General features: G+C 59.2%; 20 protein-coding genes and 3 tRNA genes. 15 read left to right on the forward strand and 8 right to left on the reverse strand.

The annotated features are described in order from the left end of the window. Positions 1–186: 186 nt before the first annotated feature. Entirely contained in the window at positions 187–1,365 is a 1,179-nt protein-coding gene (locus QOL84_RS04640; protein ID WP_283436366.1) for a hypothetical protein, read from the forward strand. 70 nt (positions 1,366–1,435) lie between these two features. On the opposite strand, the gene QOL84_RS04645 is transcribed toward QOL84_RS04640, so the two are convergent. After that, a complete protein-coding gene (locus QOL84_RS04645; protein ID WP_283436367.1) occupies positions 1,436–2,512 on the reverse strand; it encodes a 3-deoxy-7-phosphoheptulonate synthase in 1,077 nt (358 codons plus the stop codon). 616 nt (positions 2,513–3,128) lie between these two features. Here QOL84_RS04645 and QOL84_RS04650 point away from each other — a divergent pair. From QOL84_RS04650 to QOL84_RS04685, 8 genes are all read left to right on the forward strand, one after another. Further along, on the forward strand, positions 3,129–3,890 hold the full coding sequence (locus QOL84_RS04650) for a carbon-nitrogen hydrolase family protein (RefSeq protein WP_283436368.1): 762 nt from the start codon (positions 3,129–3,131) through the stop codon (positions 3,888–3,890). Next, on the forward strand, positions 3,887–4,330 hold the full coding sequence (locus tag QOL84_RS04655; RefSeq protein ID WP_283436369.1) for a GNAT family N-acetyltransferase: 444 nt from the start codon (positions 3,887–3,889) through the stop codon (positions 4,328–4,330). Before QOL84_RS04650 ends, QOL84_RS04655 begins: the two co-directional genes overlap by 4 nt. A 127-nt stretch (positions 4,331–4,457) precedes the next feature. Then, on the forward strand, positions 4,458–5,099 hold the full coding sequence (gene gacA / locus QOL84_RS04660) for a response regulator transcription factor GacA (protein WP_283436370.1): 642 nt from the start codon (positions 4,458–4,460) through the stop codon (positions 5,097–5,099). 2 nt (positions 5,100–5,101) lie between these two features. Then, positions 5,102–6,925 carry an excinuclease ABC subunit UvrC gene (uvrC, locus tag QOL84_RS04665; RefSeq protein ID WP_129394079.1) on the forward strand — a complete coding sequence of 608 codons (1,824 nt, stop codon included), beginning with the start codon at positions 5,102–5,104 and terminating at the stop codon, positions 6,923–6,925. A 32-nt stretch (positions 6,926–6,957) separates the two neighbouring features. Continuing rightward, positions 6,958–7,518 (forward strand): CDP-diacylglycerol--glycerol-3-phosphate 3-phosphatidyltransferase, encoded by a 561-nt coding sequence (gene pgsA / locus QOL84_RS04670; protein ID WP_008080159.1) that lies wholly within the window; start codon positions 6,958–6,960, stop codon positions 7,516–7,518. A gap of 60 nt (positions 7,519–7,578) precedes the next feature. After that, positions 7,579–7,654, forward strand: a tRNA-Gly gene (locus QOL84_RS04675). 46 nt (positions 7,655–7,700) lie between these two features. Beyond that, positions 7,701–7,774: transfer RNA gene (locus tag QOL84_RS04680), tRNA-Cys, on the forward strand. 195 nt (positions 7,775–7,969) lie between these two features. After that, positions 7,970–8,056 (forward strand) — tRNA-Leu (locus tag QOL84_RS04685). Between the two features lie 238 nt (positions 8,057–8,294). On the opposite strand, the gene QOL84_RS04690 is transcribed toward QOL84_RS04685, so the two are convergent. Together QOL84_RS04690 and QOL84_RS04695 are read right to left on the reverse strand one after the other, a co-directional pair. Next, a complete protein-coding gene (locus QOL84_RS04690) occupies positions 8,295–8,870 on the reverse strand; it encodes a hypothetical protein (protein ID WP_283436371.1) in 576 nt (191 codons plus the stop codon). 142 nt (positions 8,871–9,012) lie between these two features. Continuing rightward, positions 9,013–9,930 carry a LysR family transcriptional regulator gene (locus QOL84_RS04695; RefSeq protein WP_129394075.1) on the reverse strand — a complete coding sequence of 306 codons (918 nt, stop codon included), beginning with the start codon at positions 9,928–9,930 and terminating at the stop codon, positions 9,013–9,015. Between the two features lie 125 nt (positions 9,931–10,055). Here QOL84_RS04695 and QOL84_RS04700 point away from each other — a divergent pair, with 125 nt between their 5' ends. From QOL84_RS04700 to QOL84_RS04725, 6 genes are all read left to right on the forward strand, one after another. Next, positions 10,056–10,817, forward strand: coding sequence for a 5-oxoprolinase subunit PxpA (locus QOL84_RS04700; protein ID WP_283436372.1), 762 nt, complete (start codon positions 10,056–10,058; stop codon positions 10,815–10,817). Between the two features lie 82 nt (positions 10,818–10,899). Beyond that, on the forward strand, positions 10,900–11,145 hold the full coding sequence (locus QOL84_RS04705; RefSeq protein ID WP_283436373.1) for an acetyl-CoA carboxylase: 246 nt from the start codon (positions 10,900–10,902) through the stop codon (positions 11,143–11,145). Positions 11,146–11,155: 10 nt separating this feature from the next. Continuing rightward, positions 11,156–12,529, forward strand: a complete 1,374-nt coding sequence (locus QOL84_RS04710) for an acetyl-CoA carboxylase biotin carboxylase subunit (RefSeq protein WP_283436374.1) — start codon at positions 11,156–11,158, stop codon at positions 12,527–12,529. Further along, positions 12,526–13,398: a 5-oxoprolinase subunit B family protein gene (locus QOL84_RS04715; protein ID WP_129394067.1), complete on the forward strand. Its 873-nt coding sequence runs from the start codon at positions 12,526–12,528 to the stop codon at positions 13,396–13,398. The genes QOL84_RS04710 and QOL84_RS04715 overlap by 4 nt, the downstream gene beginning before the upstream one ends. Then, positions 13,395–14,369: a 5-oxoprolinase subunit C family protein gene (locus QOL84_RS04720; protein ID WP_283436375.1), complete on the forward strand. Its 975-nt coding sequence runs from the start codon at positions 13,395–13,397 to the stop codon at positions 14,367–14,369. Before QOL84_RS04715 ends, QOL84_RS04720 begins: the two co-directional genes overlap by 4 nt. Positions 14,370–14,480: 111 nt before the next feature. Further along, positions 14,481–15,800, forward strand: a complete 1,320-nt coding sequence (locus QOL84_RS04725) for a purine-cytosine permease family protein (protein ID WP_283436376.1) — start codon at positions 14,481–14,483, stop codon at positions 15,798–15,800. An 80-nt stretch (positions 15,801–15,880) separates the two neighbouring features. Here QOL84_RS04725 and QOL84_RS04730 read toward each other — a convergent pair whose 3' ends face one another. The 5 genes from QOL84_RS04730 to QOL84_RS04750 form a co-directional block, all read right to left on the reverse strand. After that, positions 15,881–16,165 carry a hypothetical protein gene (locus QOL84_RS04730; protein WP_283436377.1) on the reverse strand — a complete coding sequence of 95 codons (285 nt, stop codon included), beginning with the start codon at positions 16,163–16,165 and terminating at the stop codon, positions 15,881–15,883. A 110-nt stretch (positions 16,166–16,275) separates the two neighbouring features. After that, positions 16,276–16,506 (reverse strand): hypothetical protein, encoded by a 231-nt coding sequence (locus tag QOL84_RS04735; RefSeq protein WP_129394059.1) that lies wholly within the window; start codon positions 16,504–16,506, stop codon positions 16,276–16,278. 121 nt (positions 16,507–16,627) lie between these two features. Further along, positions 16,628–16,858 (reverse strand): hypothetical protein, encoded by a 231-nt coding sequence (locus QOL84_RS04740; protein ID WP_129394057.1) that lies wholly within the window; start codon positions 16,856–16,858, stop codon positions 16,628–16,630. Positions 16,859–16,929: 71 nt separating this feature from the next. Beyond that, positions 16,930–18,567 (reverse strand): ABC-F family ATP-binding cassette domain-containing protein, encoded by a 1,638-nt coding sequence (locus QOL84_RS04745; RefSeq protein ID WP_283436378.1) that lies wholly within the window; start codon positions 18,565–18,567, stop codon positions 16,930–16,932. A 145-nt stretch (positions 18,568–18,712) separates the two neighbouring features. Next, on the reverse strand, positions 18,713–19,750 hold the full coding sequence (locus QOL84_RS04750; RefSeq protein ID WP_283436379.1) for a DNA topoisomerase IB: 1,038 nt from the start codon (positions 19,748–19,750) through the stop codon (positions 18,713–18,715). Positions 19,751–19,768 lie beyond the last annotated feature (18 nt).

Here is a 19,768-nt window from a genome sequence, read left to right on the forward strand (position 1 = left end):
GGAACATTCAGCAATCTTTTGCGCTGATTTGGCGAGTTCATTACCTAGGGCCTACGCAGTCAGGCGCATTTGCCTCCGCTATGCAGTTGCTATGGCTGACATCGGCTACTCAAACATTGCTATTCAATGGCTTTCATTCGACGTCGTTGTGATCAGCGACGTTTTATCCAGGGAATGGAGCCACGAATGACCATATATGACGCTAATATCGACACTTGTACGACGCTCGCAACGGACACATCGTTGCTGCCGGCCAATCCAGGCGCACACGCAAAGCTGAGTTTCCGGGTGCAAGGCGAGACACTTGAGTTCAGCTATCGACCCTGGCCTGTCTCGGAACCCGGGTCTTTAAAACATTTATCTGCGCCGGCACTCGAGGTTCTGGAGGGCGGGATGGTCGATCCCTCACTGAACAAAGCCTTTGTCCGGGTTGCGCCGTACCCGCAGATGAAATGTGGCGACAAGCTGGTCTTGAGTTGGTGCGGTCTCGATGCTGACGGGCTGTCCTACGACTATGTAACTTCGCGTTTTGTCAGTGCCGCGCAAGTGGGACAGGAGGTCGTGTTCGTCATCAAGGGCGTGCACATCGCCATGCTCGAGCGCGGCTCGGTGCAAATTCATTGGACGCTGTTCAGCGTCGATCTACCTGAGCCGCTTTCATCTGATTGCTTGCAGTTGAACGTAGGTGATCCCGAACCCCATCTGCTGGCACCGTTTATCGAAGAGACTGTGGGTGGGACACTGGACCCGGCGCGTGTCGAGAAAGGTACCAACGTGATTGTGCGACCGTATGCGCGGATGGCCGTCGGGGACCGGATCTCGCTTGGTTGGCAAGGTGCAAACAGTGAAGAGACGTTCAGTGACGAACTGACGGTTGAAGCTTTTGCCGTGCGCGAAGAGCTTTCCTTCTGGATTGCCCATGAACACATCGCCTCACACACCGGGCAAACGGTGAATCTCAGTTATCAGGTCAAATCAGCGGAGGGTGAATCGAGGCAGTCGGCGATTTCGAGAATCCTGATCGCACCACTGGTTCGCGGCGAACTGGCGGCACCGCAGGTCCTGGACGCGGAGGGTGGCGAGCTCGATGTCGCCGATTCGATTGATGGTGTGACGGTGGTCATCGTCGATGCCCAGGCAGAGGAGGGCGAGTTGGTGTACCTGCGCTGTGATGGTGAGTATTTCAATCATCGGGACGATCGCGACATTACCCGGGAGACCGCCGGGCAGCCGCTGGTATTCATCGTGCCGCACCGTTTCTGGCGAGAACACCGCGAAACGGTAGTACAGGTGTCGTATACGGTGGAGCGACTGGATGATGTCAGTCAGGCCTCCAGTGCTACCCGCGTACGTGTTCGTGCGTAATTTCCGTGCGGTGGACTGATTAGCCGTTCAGCCTTTGCGGGCGAGGTGTCCGCAAAGGCTGTTGACGAGGTCAGGCCTGAGGTTTCGCGCGAAGGCGTTCCGCGGCGTTCAGCAGCAACTGTTCCGTTGCGGCGAAACCCAGGCAACCGTCGGTAACCGATACACCGTAGCGCAAAGAGGCACTGAGAGGCTGACAACCTTCGAACAGGTGAGATTCGATCATCATGCCGATCAGCGAGCGGTCGCCCTGAAGCCGCTGCTCCAGCACTTCGTTGAATACTTCAGGCTGGCGCAGTGGGTCTTTACCGCTATTGGCGTGACTGCAATCGACCATGATTCGACTCGGAATTTTCAAACGGGTCAGATCGGCGTGTATCCGGGCGACGCTTGCACGGTCGAAGTTCGGCCCTTGATGGCCGCCACGCAGCACCAGGTGGGTATCAGGATTGCCGGTGGTCTGGATAACGGCCGGATGGCCCTGGCTATCAACGCCGAAGTGTCGGTGCGGATGGGAGGCGGAGCGCATCGCGTCGACCGCGACGGTGACGCCGCCATCGGTGCCGTTCTTGAAGCCGACCGGCATGCTCAGGCCGCTGGCCATCTCGCGGTGGATCTGCGACTCAGTCGTGCGCGCACCGATCGCGACCCAGCTGAGCAAATCGTCGAAGTACCCGGCCGCCATGGGTTGCAGTATTTCCGTGGCGATTGGCAGCCCGCGGCGGATCATTTCGATCATCAGCTCGCGGGACAGTGTCAGGCCTGCGGCCATGTCATCACTGCCATCCAGATGCGGATCGTAGGCGAGGCCTTTCCAGCCAACGGTGGTGCGCGGCTTTTCGACGTAGGCGCGCATGACCAGCAACATCTCATCGCTGACGTCGTCAGCGAGGCGTGCGAGTTTGTCCGCGTATTCAATGGCGGATTGCGGGTCGTGGATCGAACAAGGTCCGACGATCACCAGCAAGCGCTGGTCGTCGCCATCAAGAATGGCCTGCACCGCTTGGCGGTGGGCGGCAACCTGCTGACTCAGGGCGTTGGTCAGAGGCAATTGCTGTTTGAGTTGCAACGAGCTGGGCAGACGCAGGGTCAGTGCTTCGTTGGCAGAATCAAGAGTGGACAGTGGCAAAGCAGAAACGGACGAGTTCATGTTCAGTCTTCCTGGGCAGGCGGCGGGTGCTTCCCGCTCGCACGGCCCTATTGGGGTGTTCGACAGTTGGCCGTATTGGCTACGTGTGTGTGCTTGCCACCTGTAGGTGACCGATCGGAGGCGGCAGGCTGTCCCGAGCGGAGGCTGGTAAATCGCCAGGCGGAAAAACTGTCGTGACGGTAATAAGTGGCGTAGTTCATGTCTTAAATCCTCAAAGTGTCTGGTGTGTTGCTGGAAAATTTGTGCCTGAAAAAACAAAACCCCCGGTCGGGAGGCCGACCGGGGGTTGAGATTTCTCAGGTGGCGACCCGTTTTCATGGGCGCCGTGTAGGGTATCAGGCGCGCTAGTGGCTAAACCAATACCCAAAATAAAAGCTTGCAGGAGCGCAGGCGTCATTCACCCGGGCAGCCGCAACCGAGCGCGAGGCGCTTGCGGTACGTAGCTGAGTTGGGGTGTTGAACATGGTCTGTCTCCGATGAATGCGCCGAGCTTACTAGAGGCCGATACGCATCAGCAATCAGAAAATGCTATCGCGTGCAGATCAGAATGCCTATCGCTTGAGCGCTGCAACAGTTGTGACACACTCAGCGCTTTGCCTGAAACCAAGGATGAAACATGTCAACTCTGACCATCGCTGCTGCTCAATCGGTCTCCATTGCTGGTGACCTCGCCGCGAACATCGCCCGGCACATGGATTTCATCGAATTGGCGGCGCTACACGGTGTCGAGTTACTGGTGTTTCCCGAGTTGTCGCTGACCGGCTATGAGGGCGAAGTGGCGGCGGCATTGGCCATCGATCCGCAAGACGCCGTGCTTCAACCGTTAAGAAGGCTGGCGCACAAGCGCGGCATCACGGCTGTCGTCGGCATGCCGATTCGTCAGGAGGGCAGTTCGGCAGTATTGATTGGTGCTTTGGTGTTGGGCGCCGACGGTACGCTTGATGTGTACAGCAAACAGCACCTGCATGCAGGTGAAGAGCTTATTTATGCGGTCGGGAAGGGTGGTGCGACACTGCAAATCGGCGTGGACACAGTGGCCCTGGCAGTCTGTGCAGATTTTTCGCACGCCAGCCATGCTGCCGCTGCTGCCGAGTTGGGCGCTGGTGTGTACGCGGCGGGCGTATTGATCGGCGAGAGCGGTTATGAGCCTGACACCGCGTTGCTGCAGGGTTATGCCCGGCAACACGCGATGGTGGTGTTGATGGCCAACCATGGCGGTCTCACCGGTGGCTGGCAATCGGCCGGGCGCAGCGCGGTGTGGTCTGAAGAGGGTGCGTTGATCATTGCCGCCCCCGGTGCTGGCGATGAGTTGGTGATCGCTCGTCGTGATGCCGGCGCGTGGCAGGGGCAGGTCGTCAGCCTCGCGGGGGATAAATGACCTTTCAAATGCGCCGGGCCACACAGGATGACCTGGCATTTGTGCGAACTTTGACCTGCCAGAACATGCTGAGCTATTACATTCATTACGAGTTGTTGTGGCAGGATGAGGCGTTCGACGTTGCCTGGGCCGGACGTGAGAACTGGTTGATGATCGGTGATGAGGCGGCGTTGGGGTTTTTCAGCCTCAGTCGCGATGCGCGGGCGCTGTATATCCGCGAATTGCAGGTGGCGCAGGCGTTTCAGGGGCAGGGCGCGGGTTCCTGGGCGATTGATCAGGTTATTGCCATGGCTCGCTGCGACGGCAACCCTGCAGTGCGTCTAACGGTATTCAAAAATAATCTGGCGAAAAACTTGTATCTGAGAAAAGGCTTCGTCGTGCAGGGCGAGGACGAGTGTTTCCTGAGGATGCAGCTCGATATCAGTACATCTGTGCTCTGAAACCCACGGCCTGCAAGCCCTCAATGATGAATTGAAACTTTTTAAATGCTGCTTGCCGCTAGGTCTGTCTGGCAGTTTTTGCTAAGGTGTCCGGCATCCCAATAAGACCATATCGCGAGGTGTCTGCTTGATTAGGGGGCTAGTGGTCGATGACCATGATCTCGTTCGTACAGGCATTACACGGATGCTGGCCGATATCGATGGCTTGCAGGTGGTGGGGCAGGCCGAGTCAGGTGAAGAGTCCCTGATCAAGGCGCGAGAATTGAAACCGGACGTGGTCCTGATGGACGTCAAGATGCCCGGCATCGGCGGCCTGGAAGCCACGCGCAAAATGTTGCGCAGTCACCCGGACATCAAGGTGGTTGCCGTTACCGTGTGTGAAGAAGATCCTTTCCCTACACGGTTGTTGCAGGCTGGCGCCGCAGGTTACCTGACCAAGGGCGCAGGATTGCCGGAAATGGTTCAGGCCATTCGCCTGGTATTCGCCGGCCAGCGCTATATCAGCCCGCAGATCGCTCAGCAGTTGGCGATCAAATCCTTCCAGCCGACCAACGATTCGCCGTTCGATGCCTTGTCCGAACGGGAGATCCAGATTGCCTTGATGATTGTTGGCTGTCAGAAGGTACAGATCATTTCCGACAAGTTGTGTCTGTCGCCGAAGACCGTCAACACCTACCGTTATCGCATATTCGAGAAGCTCTCGATCAGCAGCGACGTCGAGTTGACGCTTCTGGCGGTGCGTCACGGCATGGTTGATGCCAGCGCCTGATCATGACTGAAGTATTCGATTCCGGCGCCTTTCTGTCGACCGTCAGCGGGCGCCCCGGCGTCTATCGTATGTTCGATAGCGACGCGCGCCTGCTGTATGTCGGCAAAGCCAAGAATCTCAAGAAGCGTCTCGCCAGCTATTTTCGCAAGACCGGGCTGGCGCCGAAGACCGCGGCACTCGTCGGGCGTATCGCTCAGGTCGAAACGACCATCACCGCCAACGAAACCGAAGCGCTGTTGCTTGAGCAGACGCTGATCAAGGAATGGCGACCGCCGTACAACATTCTGTTGCGCGACGATAAATCCTACCCTTACGTGTTTCTGTCCGACGGCCAATTCCCGCGTCTGAGTATCCATCGCGGCGCCAAGAAGGCCAAAGGCAAATACTTCGGCCCGTATCCGAGCGCTGGTGCCATTCGTGAAAGCCTGAGTCTGCTGCAAAAAACCTTTTTTGTCCGGCAGTGTGAAGACAGCTATTACAAGAACCGCACCCGCCCATGCCTGCAATATCAGATCAAGCGCTGCAAGGCCCCTTGTGTCGGGCTGGTCGAGCCTGAGGTGTATGCCGAGGATGTGCGTCACTCGGTGATGTTCCTTGAAGGGCGCAGTCATGCACTGACCAACGAGCTTTCAACGGCAATGGAAGAGGCGGCGATCAACCTTGAGTTCGAGCGCGCCGCTGAATTGCGTGACCAGATCGCACTGCTGCGCCGGGTGCAGGATCAACAGAGCATGGAAGGCGGCACCGGCGATATCGACGTCATCGCGGCGTTCGTTAACCCGGGCGGCGCCTGCGTTCATTTGATCAGCGTGCGCGGCGGACGCGTGCTGGGCAGCAAGAACTTCTTCCCGCAAGTGGGTATAGAAGAGGACGTCTCGGAAGTCATGGCGGCGTTTCTCGGCCAATACTTCATCAGCAGTCCGGAGCGCGACCTGCCAAGCGAGTTGATCGTCAACGTTGTCCACGAAGATTTCCCGACGCTGATCGAAGCGATTCACGGGTTGCGTGGCCGCGAGCTGGCGATCAGTCACCGGGTTCGCGGTACACGAGCGCGCTGGCAACAATTGGCTGTGACCAACGCCGAACAGGCACTGGGTGCGCGGCTGGCCAACCGTCAGCACACTGCGGCACGTTTCGAGGCTTTGGCAGAAGTGCTGAACCTGGATGAACCGCCACAGCGCCTTGAATGCTACGACATCAGTCACTCCAGCGGCGAAGCGACTGTCGCGTCCTGCGTGGTGTTCGGCCCGGAAGGGGCGATCAAGTCGGATTACCGTCGCTATAACATCGAAGGTGTAACAGCGGGCGACGATTACGCTGCCATGCATCAGGCCTTGACCCGGCGCTTCAGCAAACTGAAGGACGGCGAGGGCAAGTTGCCGGACATTCTGCTGGTGGACGGCGGCAAGGGCCAGTTGTCGATGGCCCGCGACGTGCTCAACGAACTGGCCGTGCCGGATCTGATCCTGCTCGGCGTGGCAAAGGGGGCGACGCGCAAGGCTGGCTTCGAAACTCTGTATCTGAATGATGCAGCGCACGAGTTCACCTTACGCGGCGACTCGCCGGCACTGCACCTGATTCAGCAGATCCGCGATGAAGCTCACCGTTTTGCAATTACCGGACACCGCGCGCGTCGTGGCAAAACCCGCCGTACGTCAACGCTGGAAGGCGTTGCGGGAGTAGGGCCGACCCGCCGACGCGATTTGTTGAAACATTTTGGTGGATTGCAGGAGCTGACTCGTGCAAGCATCGAAGAGATCGCCAAAGCCCCGGGGATCAGTAAAAAGCTCGCAGAGTCGATTTATGCAAACCTGCATAGCGAGTAGAATGCCCCTTCACCTCGTAGCCAGTTGTGCCGATGAATATCCCTAATCTGATTACCGTTCTACGCGTCCTGCTCATTCCGATCTTCATTTTGCTGTTCTATCTGCCTTACCAATGGAGTTACATGGCCTCCGCCTCGGTGTTTGCCTTCGCGGCAGCAACGGACTGGCTGGATGGTTATCTGGCTCGCCGACTGGAGCAAAGCACGCCGTTCGGAGCGTTTCTCGATCCGGTCGCCGACAAGCTGATGGTCGCCGTCGCACTGGTTCTGCTGGTGCAGGAACACGGCAATCTTTGGCTGACACTGCCAGCCGCTGTCATCATTGGTCGCGAGATCGTCGTTTCGGCCTTGCGTGAATGGATGGCCGAACTCGGCGCCCGTGCACATGTTGCCGTGTCGAACCTGGGCAAATGGAAAACCGCCGCGCAAATGCTCGCGCTGGTGATTCTGCTGGCCAATCCACGCGACTTCAGTTTCTGGGTTGTTCTCGGTTATGCCTTGCTGATGGTCTCCGCCGGCTTGACGCTTTGGTCGATGGTTCAGTACCTGCGCGCCGCCTGGCCGCATCTGAAGACCGATGTTGAAAAGAAATAAAACTTTTTTGAATCAAGGGGTTGACGGAGCTTCTTAATTCTATAGAATGCGCATCACCAAGCGGGAATAGCTCAGTTGGTAGAGCACGACCTTGCCAAGGTCGGGGTCGCGAGTTCGAGTCTCGTTTCCCGCTCCAAGTTAAAACGCGTTTGTTGTTGTGCTACTGATAACAGACGTTTTGAGGCCGAGTAGCAAAATGGTTATGCAGTGGATTGCAAATCCACCTACGCCGGTTCGATTCCGACCTCGGCCTCCACTATAAATAAGCTCCGTAGATCCATGATTTACGGAGCTTTTTTATTTTCAATGCGCTGCAAAATTTAGTCTTGAATTCAGCCATTGCGAACTTGCTTCACCGGGACGTGATGTATATATTTCCCGCTCGGCTGTTCAAGCCTGCATCCTCCCAGGATCGCGACTCAACAGCTGGAAAGTGCAACACCGCGCTACCGCCCGAATGGCGAAACTGGTAGACGCATGGGACTTAAAATCCCCCGCTCGTAAGGGCGTGCCGGTTCGATTCCGGCTTCGGGCACCATCTTAAATCAAGGGTTTGCGAGCGAAAGCTGATGCAAACCCTTGTTTGTTTCTGGTCCGCAATTTTGATGTTGGTCCGCAATTCACTTGGCGGGAGTAACCTTCTTGCCCATGCGATTGCAGATGTACCTCTCGTTCATCTGGATCGAAATTTTGCGCCGTTGAAGCAGGCGCAAATGTGAAGTTTTGAGCCGCTGGCATTTAAATCGGCAGACATTTTTCATGCCTGTCGGTGTGGCTCACTGAGGTCTGGAAGTTACCACTGTAAATGGATTGCCGAATGGGTCCTTTCCTTCGAGCACGATTCGTTGCCGTTCCTGGGTCACGATTTCGTACTCATCTGAACTGCCAGGAACATACTGTTTATTCAGGTCGGGCAGTGAGTAACCGCTCAGTTTCTCCAGAAGTGGAATCGGCATCTCTAGCTCGCCGCTTTTGAAACTCGTGGGTTCAGTGTGTAAGCCTGTCAGTGTAAAGGTCAGGAATTTATTGTCAGCCGTCCAGGTTCCTGACCCCTTTGTAAGCACTACAGCAGAAAACGGCTTGTCGGCAGCGCCACCCGAGAATTTCAGGGTTCCGTTCACGTTGTAGCGCCCGTTACGGAAGTATTCGGTAATACCGTTGAAGGCAACAGACCCGCCCGGGACAGGATGTTGGTAGTTGCTTTCCCAGCGCCCGAGAAAAGCTGGATTGTGTTCTGGGCCTGAGTCATGGAACGCAGCGTAAATTGTCGCGATGCCTGCGATAAGCGTGATTATCCCCCCGGCTCTGACGTAACCCTTACGAGTAAATTGTTTGATCGTTTCTAGCTTCATGTTGTGAGAACTACTCCATTAGTCGTTTTTGGCAGATCGGCATCATTCTACCTAGATCAGTACGCCGCGATTGAGGGTGTCGGCGAAGTAATTCGTATTGTTCACTCACATTCGGAAGCTTCTCGTAGCAACCCCTCAAACCTCAACGCCGCGCCATATGCTGCTGCGGCGCCAAAAACGCATCGTGAAAATAATTCCGAAACGCCTGCATCGCCGGGCTGAACTCCCGCTCCCGATGCCACGCCAAACCCACACTCATCGGCGTCACCTTGTCGGTGATCGTCAGCGTTTCAATACGTTTGCCTTCCAGCGACCACGGGCGATGCACGAGGTCTGACAGGATGGCCACGCCGCTGCCATTGGCGACCATGCTGCGCACCGCTTCCACGGAACTGGTGCGGACCCTCACGTTTGGCTGCTGGCGGGCGTTTTCCCAGTAGCGCATGGCGCTTTGTTCGGCCTCGTCGACGGTCAGCAGGATGAAGGGTTCTTTCGCCACGTCGGCAAGGCTGATGGCCGAGCGTTCGCACAGTGGATGGTGGCTGGGCAGCCATAGCCGGCGTTCGGAGTTGAACAGTGTTTCCGAGACGATGTCCGCATGGGTGAGATTGGCGGTGAGGACCACCGCCATGTCGAATCGACCTTCCAGCAGGCCTTGTTCGATGGCATGGCGTTCCTGTTCGTGGACTTCGATGGTGACGTCGGGGTGCCAGTGTTCCAGGCGCTGCAAATGGTGGGGCAGGAAATATCCGATCACCGTGTAGCTCGCCGCCAGGCGCAGCACGCCACTGGCGCGGATGTCCGGCAACGGACTGTTCAGCGCGTCATCGACGCTGCGCAAAATCACGTAGGCGCGATTGAGAAAGTGCCGGCCGGCATCGGTCAGGCTCATGCCTTGGGCCGAGCGCTGGAACAACAGCGTGCCGAGTATGCCTTCCAGTTCCTTGATCGCCGTGGTCACGGCCGATTGCGAAATATTCAAATGAATCGCCGCTTGGGAAATTTGCCCGATCTCCGCCGTGGCAACGAAATAACGGATTTGGCGCAAGGTCAGGGACATGCAGACTCCGGGCATTGAAGTATCTGTTTTTCAGAAGATAGCCCCTCTGATAATAGATCTTCCCAAGGGGATGGCAGGAATCTAACGTGGCCTGCATGAAGTCACAAGCGTCAGGAGCAAGCGTCATGCAAGCAGTAGATTTCAACTCGGACATGGGTGAAGGCTTCGGCCCATGGACCATCGGCGACGGTGTCGACAACGAGCTGATGGGCTTCATCAGTTCCGCCAACATCGCCACCGGTTTTCACGCCGGCGACCCCGGCTCCATGCGCCGTACCGTAGAGCACGCCAAGCGGCTGGGCGTGGCCATCGGCGCGCATCCAGGGTTTCGTGATCTGGTCGGTTTCGGTCGTCGCCACATCAACGCACCGGCGCAGGAACTGGTCGACGACATGCTTTACCAGTTGGGCGCGTTGCGTGAACTCGCCCGGGTTCAAGGTGTAGCCCTGCAACACATAAAACCCCACGGTGCGCTGTACATGCACCTGGCCCGAGACGAAGAGGCCGCCCGTTTGCTGGTGGAAAACCTGCAGCGTCTGGAACCGGAACTGTTGCTCTATTGCATGCCCGATTCGGTGATCTGGCGCGTTGCAACGGAACTCGGTCAACCGGTGATTCGCGAGTTCTACGCCGACCGCGAATACGACCTCAGCGGCTCCATCGTCTTCACCCGCAATGTGCGCGCCTACGACCCGGCGCAGGTCGCCGCGCGTGTACTGCGCGCCTGTCAGCAAGGCGTTGTGCGTACGGTTGAAGGTGAGGATTTGCCGATCGAGTTCGATTCGATTTGCCTGCACAGCGACACACCGGGCGCACTCGCGCTGGTCGAAGCCACGCGAAAAGCCCTCGATTACGCGGGGATCAACGTCCGCGCACCACGCCCATAACGCTTGGCGCACAGACGCCAGGGTTGTACCCACGATGGATTTTTTGCCTGCCTTTCTACAAATATTCCAAAAAGGAACAGACATGGCCGAACACACTGTAATCACCCCGTTGCCAGGGACCTTCTACCGCAAAGCCACACCGGAATCGGCGAATTACGTCGAGGTGGGCGCGCAAGTCAGCGCCGACACGGTGATCGGCCTGATCGAGGTCATGAAGCAGTTTTCCGAACTGACCGCCGGGATGGCCGGTCGTCTCAGTGCATTCCTGGTAGAAGACGGTGATCCGGTGGAGCCGGGTCAAGTCATCGCAACACTCGACGACGAGTGAGGGCGTGATCATGACTCAAGGCATTCATAAACTGTTGATCGCCAACCGTGGCGAGATCGCGGTGCGGATTATCCGTGCCGCCAAAGCGCTGGGGATTCCCACCGTTGCCGCGTGCAGCGAGGCGGACGTCGACTCGCAAGCGGCGCGCATGGCCGACGAGGTGCATGTTCTCGGCCCGGCTCGTGCTGATAAAAGTTACCTGAACGTCGAGGCGTTGCTCGGCGCCCTGAAATCCACGGGCGCCAACGCGGTGCATCCCGGTTACGGCTTTCTTTCGGAGAACGCTGATTTTGCCGAAGCGGTAGTTGCCGCCGGGGCGATTTTTGTCGGCCCGAGCGCAGAGACGATCCGGCGTATGGGCGATAAAGCCGAAGCCCGCCGCACCGCGCAGGCGGCCGGCGTGCCAGTGGTGCCGGGGTCGCCGGGTGAATTGTTTGACGTTGAATCGGCACTTAAGGCAGCTGAAACCGTTGGCTTCCCGCTATTGATCAAGGCCTCGGCGGGTGGTGGTGGACGCGGTATTCGCCTGGCAGAAAACGCGCAGCAATTAGCAGAAGAATTTCCTCGCTCGCAGCGTGAAGCCCAAGCCGCGTTCGGCAATGGCGCAGTCTATCTGGAGCGGTTTATCAGCCGGGCGCGGCACATTGAAGTGCAGGTTTTGGGTGACGGTGAGCACGCGGTGCATCTGTTTGAGCGCGAGTGTTCACTGCAGCGTCGCCGACAGAAAATCTTCGAAGAGGCGCCGTCGCCGGTCCTCAGCCAACAACAGCGGGAAACCCTCTGCGCCAGTGCCGTGCGCCTGACCGAGTCGTTGGGCTACAAGGGCGCCGGTACTCTCGAATATCTGTATGACGACGCCACCGGCGAGTTCTTCTTTATCGAGATGAACACGCGGATTCAGGTCGAGCACCCGGTCAGCGAGCTGATCACCGGCATCGATCTGGTGCAGGCGATGTTGCGCATCGCCGGCGGCGCGCCGCTGGGTCTCCAGCAGAGTGACATTCGCCTGAATGGCGCGGCCGTGCAAATGCGCCTGAACGCCGAAGACCCGCAGCGCGACTTCTTCCCAAGTCCAGGGCTGGTCGAGGAACTGATCTGGCCGCAAGGCGAGGGCATTCGCGTCGACACTCACCTGTATCAAGGCTACCGCGTGCCGCCTTACTATGACTCGCTGCTGGCCAAGCTGATCGTGCACGGTGCCGATCGGGCCGAAGCGTTGGCCCGGGCGCGGCTCGCGGTCGAGCAAACCACGCTGGGCGGCATGGCCAGCACCTTGGCGCTGCACGGAGAATTGCTCGCGCAACCTTGGCTGCACAGCGCCGATTTTCATACCGGCACCCTGGAAACCTGGCTGGCCGCGCGCCGTAGCGGAGGTGCCGCATGAGTACGCCGATCCGTTACAGCTTTGGTGCCGACGAGCATTTGTTTGCCGAAGTCAGCGACAGCATGTCCCTCGATGCGTTTTTCAAAGGCCTGGCCGTCACGCGCGCGGTGGAACGGCTGGCGCTGGATGGCGTGCTCGATGTGTGCCTGGCCAACGCTTCGTTCCAGATTCGTTTCGACCCGGATCGCATCGCCCCGCACACCTTGCTCGAAGCCGTGAAAGGTGCCGAGGCGCAAGCGGTAGCCGAGCGCACGTTGCACACGCGGATCATCGAGATTCCGGTGCTCTACAACGATCCGTGGACCCATGAAACCCTGATGCGTTTTCGCGACCGGCATCAAGATCCCAGCGCCACGGATCTGGAGTACGCCGCGCGGATCAACGGTCTGGCGGACGTCGACGCCTTCATTGCCGCACACAGCGGAGCACCGTGGTTTGTCTCGATGGTCGGCTTCGTCGCCGGGCTGCCCTTCATGTTCCAGATGGTCGAGCGCGAGCGTCAGTTGCAGGTGCCGAAATACCTGCGGCCACGCACCGATACGCCGAAGCTGACCCTCGGTCATGGCGGTTGCTTTGGCTGCATTTACTCGGTGCGCGGTGCCGGTGGTTATCAGATGTTCGGCGTCACGCCGGCGCCCATTTATGACCCGCAACAGAACCTCGCTTACCTGAAAGAACACATGGTGTTTTTCCGTCCGGGCGACATCGTGCAGTTCAAGCCGATGGACCGTGAAGCCTACGATCACGCCGTGGCTGAAGTGGAGGCAGGGCGCTTTGATCTACGGATTCGCCCGGTGGAGTTTTCGCTGGATGCGTTCCTCGCCGATCCGATCGGATATCCCAAGTCGCTGCAGGAGGTGCTGGCATGATCAAGGTACTCAAACCCGGTCTCGCCACCTCAGTACAGGATCTGGGTCGCGAAGGTTATTACCACTTGGGCATTCCACCTTCCGGGGCGCTTGATCAGTACGCGTTGAGTGCAGCCAATCAACTGGTTGGCAATCCCGCAGGGTTTGCCGCGCTGGAATGCACGCTGCTCGGGCCGGAGCTGGAATTTCAGCAGGACGCGCTGGTGGCGGTGTGCGGCGCGCACATGACGCCGCGGGTCGATGGCGTGGAAATGCACCACGACACGGCCTTCATGGTGAAGGCCGGGCAGGTGCTGCGTTTTGATTTCCCCAAGGCTGGCGCGCGGACTTATCTGGCGGTGGCGGGAGGAGTTGATGTGCCGCTGGTGCTCGGCAGTCGTTCAACCTACGCGCTGGGTGCACTCGGCGGTTTTCAAGGCCGGCGGCTGGTGGCGGGCGATGAATTGCCGATCGGCACGGCCACTGGCAAAGGTCGCGTTGGCGCCAGTTTGCCGATGGCGCTGCGGCAATCGCTGGGCGGTGAAATTACCCTGCGGGTGGTACCGGGCCTGTATTACGAGCGCCTGAGCGAAGCGGCGGCAAAAAGCTTTTTCGCCGAGCCGTGGACGGTCGGTTCGGAAGCCGACCGCATCGGCTATCGCTTCAAGGGCGGCAGCGCACTGACTTTTCAGCCGCGCGAACAGCCTTTCGGTGCCGGTTCCGATCCCTCGAACATCGTCGACAGTTGCTACCCGATCGGTTCGATCCAGGTGCCGGCCGGGCTCGAACCCATCGTCCTGCACCGCGATGCGGTGTCCGGTGGTGGCTACGCGATGATCGGCACAGTGATCAGCGCCGACCTCGATTTGATCGGCCAGATGCAACCCAACCAGAAGGCCCGCTTTGTCGCGGTGACCCTCGAAGAGGCGCTGGAAGCGCGACGTTCCTACAAGAAAAAACTCAGCTGCCTGAGCAAGCTGTTCCCTTCCTGATTCTGCCCGCCGCATCGCGCGGGCCATGCCAAACGGCGAGCCAACGCCGCACTTCGGTGCGGTGACGGCTGCCCGCGCTTCAACCTCTGACTGGTTCTGGAGTTCACGCATATGGCCGCTTTATCGCAATCGAGTCAAACCGGACAAGACCCGGCGCAGCATCCCGTACCCGCGCAAGCACGCATGGGCCGACTGTCGCTGACCATGGCCTGGTGGGCGGTGTGCAGTGCGATGTTCTACATCGTTGTCGGCGCTTCGCTGGCGTTGTCGTTCGGTGCGCGCAATGCGCTGATCGGCATGGTTCTGTCGGTGATCAGCTACGGCCTGGTCAACAGTGTGCTCAGTCGTTTCGCGATCCGCAGCGGCTTGTCGGTAGCGTTGTTTTCGCGACTGTTGTTTGGCCGCACGGGTGCGTGTCTGGCGACGTTGATCTTCTTTTCCACGGCGATCTATTACGCCGTGTTCGAAGGTTCGGTGATCGCCGTGGCGCTGCATCATCTGTATCCGCGGTTGGTCTATCCATTGGCCGCACTGGCGGTGGTGTTGTACAGCGTGCCGATGATCCTCGGCAGCGTGCAGCACTGGCTGGACAAGCTCAACGGCGTGTTGCTGCCGGTCTACCTCGGCGGTTTGCTGGTGGCGGTGGGGCTGTCGGTCAGTCGTTATGGCTACCAGCCGCAGTGGCTGGATTTCGGCCCGCAAACGCCTGACGCATTCGGCTGGTGGCATTGCTTTGTCGCCTATATGGGCGTCTGGGTGCTGATGCTGTTCACCTTCGATTACGCCCGTTTCGGCAAGGCTGAAGACGCTGAGTATCACGGCCGCTGGAACTTCGGCATGCCGTTCTACGCGGTGACGTTTCTGCTCAACGGCGCGGCGGGCATCTATCTGGTCAGCAGCATTCCCCACGAAGGTGCGTTGAACGAGGTGTCGGTGGTGATGGCGATCCTGCAGTTGATGGGCTTGTGGGGACTGCTGTTTGTCTGGGCGACACAAACCCGGATCAACACCGCCAATTACTACCTGGCGACGTTGAACATGCAGGCGTTCTTCGGGCGTTTTGGTGTGCGCGGTTCGTACTTGCTCTGGGCGCTGGTAGTCGGGGTAATCGTGTACGGCTTGATGCTTGCGGACGTGTTCGCCTACTTGCTCAAGGCGCTGGCCTATCAGGGGATTTTCGTCGTCGCCTGGGTCGGTGTGGCGCTGGCGCAGATTCTCTACGGACGCAACGACGTTACAACGCTCGATGAGGTGACGGCATTCAATCCGGCAGGTTTGAGCGCATGGTTTGGCGCTACGGCGCTGGGGCTTGCGTTGATGTTTGCCGGGGCCGGGCTGAGCAGTTTTTCTGCGCCGTCGACGGTGTTGGTCGCGTTTGCGTTACAAGCTGGGCTGTCCCGCCGCGGTCTGGCGCCAAGGATTGCGGTGTAAGCGGCTAATATTGCGCACCGACGGTACGCGGGTTGTTGGCGAATAAAAAAGGGTCGAAAAAAGCGACCCTTTTTTGTACGTTAAACGAAGCGTTGTTGAGCAAAGCCACGCGGTAAACGCTGGCGGCCGCCCATCGCAGAGAGGCGTTCCTGCCACTCGGTGCGCCAGTTCACCAGGCTATGGTTGGTTTTGGGCTGGCGCGACGCTCGGCGTGCGGCGTTGCGTTGATCCTTGCGGGCTTGTTTATACGCATCGGTATTGCGGCAGCTGCGGCACTTGACGCGGTTCAGTTCGCGGCTCGCCGTGAGATGTTGGCCCTTGTGACCACAGGCCAGATGTCCTTCAACACTGAAATGAATAACCATCAGACGCCTCCTTCGTGACGTGTATCTTTTTCGACCACGCACGACAGCAGGCGTTCAGCAAAATGAACCACCGGTAGAACACCCGCAAGCGACTCTGGTGCGTACAGCGCTTACCTGAACCGTGGCAGCGGCCGGTCGGCAGGCCTGAGCGTCGACAGCGTGTTGCGGATCAATGGCGCGTCTTTCTCGATGTCGTTCAGACGATCACGGATGCGCAGGGCGGTCGGGTGCCCGCCTTGGTGATCGACCCAGTCGGCGATCTCTTTGCAAGCGGCCGCGAGGCGCGCCTGCCGGGCGTCGAGCAGGGTGAGGAGGGTGGTGATGGACTCTTTTTCGGACATGGAACACCTCCGTTTTTCATGAAACCTGAGCTGCAGCAAAAAGCCCGCGAGTCGCGAGCCTTGTGCCGTTGGGGTGCTGCTCCGTCAGCTGGTTTCAGTATAGACCCGCTTTTGCACGGCATCAGCCGGAGGACTGGCGGGCCGGTAGTGGCGAACTGGCTGCGTTGAGGCGTTGGCATTCGCGCCGGGCATCCTCTTGCGCGTCATAGCCGTCGCCGATGAAACCGCCGGTACGCGTATCGCAGATGCGGAACCAGCTGTGGGCTTCGGCAGGATCATGCTGGCTTTCTCCGGCGCGTCGACCGTGAATGATGATCTTGTTGCAACGCTTCACGACGAAAATGTCTTCCATGGCGTCACCGCAGCTGATTCGTGTCACATCAACTATAGAAGGCCGCGGCAATCGTGCAAAAAATACCCGGCTCAGCTCGTCGGTTGCCACTGCCAGCCAGTCGGGTGCCAGCTCAGGACATGGCTGGGATTCAACGCCTTGAGAAATACCCTGTCGTGGGAAACCGCGACAATTGCTCCGGGAAAAGTCTGCAAGGCGTGTTCGAAAGCTTCCACCGATTTCAGGTCAAGGTGATTGCTCGGCTCATCGAGCAAGAGCAATTGCGCCGGTACCTGGCGCCACAACGCCAGGGCGAGCGCGGCTTTCAAGCGTTCGCCGCCACTCAGTGACGAGCAGGGCAGGGTCACCCGCCGGGCATCCAGTTGCAGATGGGCCAGGTAGCTGCGCAAGGTGCCTTCGTCCAACGGTGATCGCTGCGCCTGCAACTGTTCGACAATTGCAGTTCGTTCATCGAGCAGGCGCAATTGCTGATCGAGAAAAGCCAAAGGCACGTGGGTGGCGCATTCACCGCTCGCCGGGCGCAGTTCTCCAGCGAGCATCCGCAACAGGGTCGATTTGCCGCAACCGTTTGGCCCGCTGACGGCAATGCGCATCGGCCCATGAATGGCAAGATTCAGGCGGGATGTCGGCGCATCGCCAGGCAACCATGGCAGACAGGCATCGATCAACGTGCAGACCTGGCGGGTACTCGGCACCACGCTTCCCGGCAGGTTGATCAGCACGCCATCCTCAGGCAGTACTTTCGCGTAGGCCTCACGGACGCGCGCGTCCAGATCAGATTTGCGCGCCTGATGGCCGACTTTCACCTGCCCCATGATTTCTTTCGCGGCGGCTTTCAGCGCCGCTCGTTCGAAGCCGGAGACGTTTGCAGTTTCGGCGTTACGGCGACTGCCGGCAGCGTGGCGCTGGATCGTGTCGTGCTCGCGTTGCAGCCGTGCTCGCTCGCGCTGGCGCTCGTTGCGCGCCTGGTCGAGATGAGCCTGCGCCGCCGCTTGGTGGATTCGACGCTGCTCGACGAATTGCGCATAACTGCCGCTGAAAACGTTCGCGCCCAACGGCGTGAGTTCGACGATGCGCTGCATCTGTTCAAGCAACTGTCGATCATGGCTGACGACAATCAAGCCGCCGCGCCAGTGTTCAAGGCTGCGCATCAGCCATTCGCGACCGCTGCTGTCGAGGTGATTGCTCGGCTCATCCAGCACCAGCAATTGCGCGTCGCTCAACAACGCAGCGATCAGGGCGATTTTCGCCTGTTGACCGCCGCTTAGATGCTCGGCCAGATCGTTGGCGGCAATCTCGCGGAGGCCGGCGTCGTCGAGGCTTTGGCGCAAGCGATCCGGCAGATCCCAGCGCTCGCCGACAAGGTCAAAATCCTCGGCCGAGGCGCTGCCCTGATTGAGCCTGTGCAGCGCCGCCAGCACTGTGGCGGTGCCAGTCGCCTCGGCAACGGTTTGCCCGGCCGTGGCGATGAATGATTGCGCGACGTAATGCACGGTTGCACAGCGGGTGATCGTGCCGGTGGTAGGCTGCAAATGTCCGGCAATCAGGCGCGCGAGCACGCTTTTGCCGACACCGGTGCGGCCGACGATAGCGGTCGGCAAATGATCGAACTTTAGATTCAGGGCGTCGAAAATCGTCTCGCCATTGGCGAAATGAAAGCTCGATTGATTCAGGGAGACGAGTGCGGGCGTACGCGAGACGTGAGTCATCGGCACCTCCAGAAAAATGTCGTGAAAACCGACAAGCGCCAGAAACGGCGTGTCGCGAAGGCATTTTTAGAAGGCCGGGTTGTTCACTTCTGCGGTCGTCCTGAGAGGAGAAAGGTGGCTAGCCTAGTTCACGCTGAAACGATGATCAAGGTGCGTCGGTCATTTCGCTCATCTGTTCGAGGAACATCGCCAGCGCCACTTCCTCGGCACGCAGCCCTTTGCGCACGCGGGGTCGCGGCAGTTCGGCGAGGGCACCGAGCATGAATTTTTCCACCACGGCAGGGTGGATATAGCACTTGCGGCACACTGCCGGCGTGTTGCCCAACTGCTTGGCCACGCCTTTGACCGTCTCGACGACATGGCGCTTGGCTTCGGTTTCGGTTTCGTGGGTCAGTTGGCGCAGCACCGCCAAGGCCAGCGCGCTGCCGGCCCAGGTGCGGTAGTCCTTGGCGGTAAAGTCGGCGCCGGTCAGGGTTTGCAGGTAGGTGTTGACGTCGGAAGAGCTGACCGTGTGCCGCTCACCGTTTTCATCCAGGTACTGGAACAGGTTCTGCCCGGGAATTTCCAGGCAACGCTTGATGATGCGCGCCAGGCGTCGATCTTTGATGGTGATCTGGTGTTCGATGCCGCTCTTGCCCCGAAACTGGAACAGAATCGCGCTGCCGTTGATCTCGACATGGCGGCTGCGCAACGTGGTCAGGCCGTAGGAGCGATTGTCGCGGGCGTACTGCGTGTTACCGACCCGGATCAACGTCGCGTCGAGCAACGTGATCACCGTGGCCATGACCTTGTCCCGGCTGAAACCGGGTGCGGCCAAGAGTGCTTCCAGCTGTTTGCGCAGTTTCGGCAACGCCAGGCCAAATTCACGCAGGCGCGAATACTTGTCGGCATCGCGTACTTCGCGCCAGCGCGAGTGATAGCGATATTGCTTGCGACCGCGGGCGTCGCGGCCGGTGGCTTGCAGGTGACCGCGCGGGTCGGGGCAGATCCACACGTCGGTGTAGGCCGGCGGCACGGCGAGGGCGTTGATGCGTTTGATTTCATCGGGATCGCTGATGCGCTGGCCCGACGGCTCGAAATAGCTGAACTTGCCGCGCAGCTTCTTGCGGGTAATCCCCGGCTGGGTGTCGTCGACGTAATGCAGGTCGGATGGCAGTGCGTCAGTCAGCGCAGTGTCGGGCATGGCGGCTTCCTTCGGTGG

Source organism: Pseudomonas helmanticensis (assembly GCF_900182985.1).
GTDB lineage: Bacteria > Pseudomonadota > Gammaproteobacteria > Pseudomonadales > Pseudomonadaceae > Aquipseudomonas > Aquipseudomonas helmanticensis.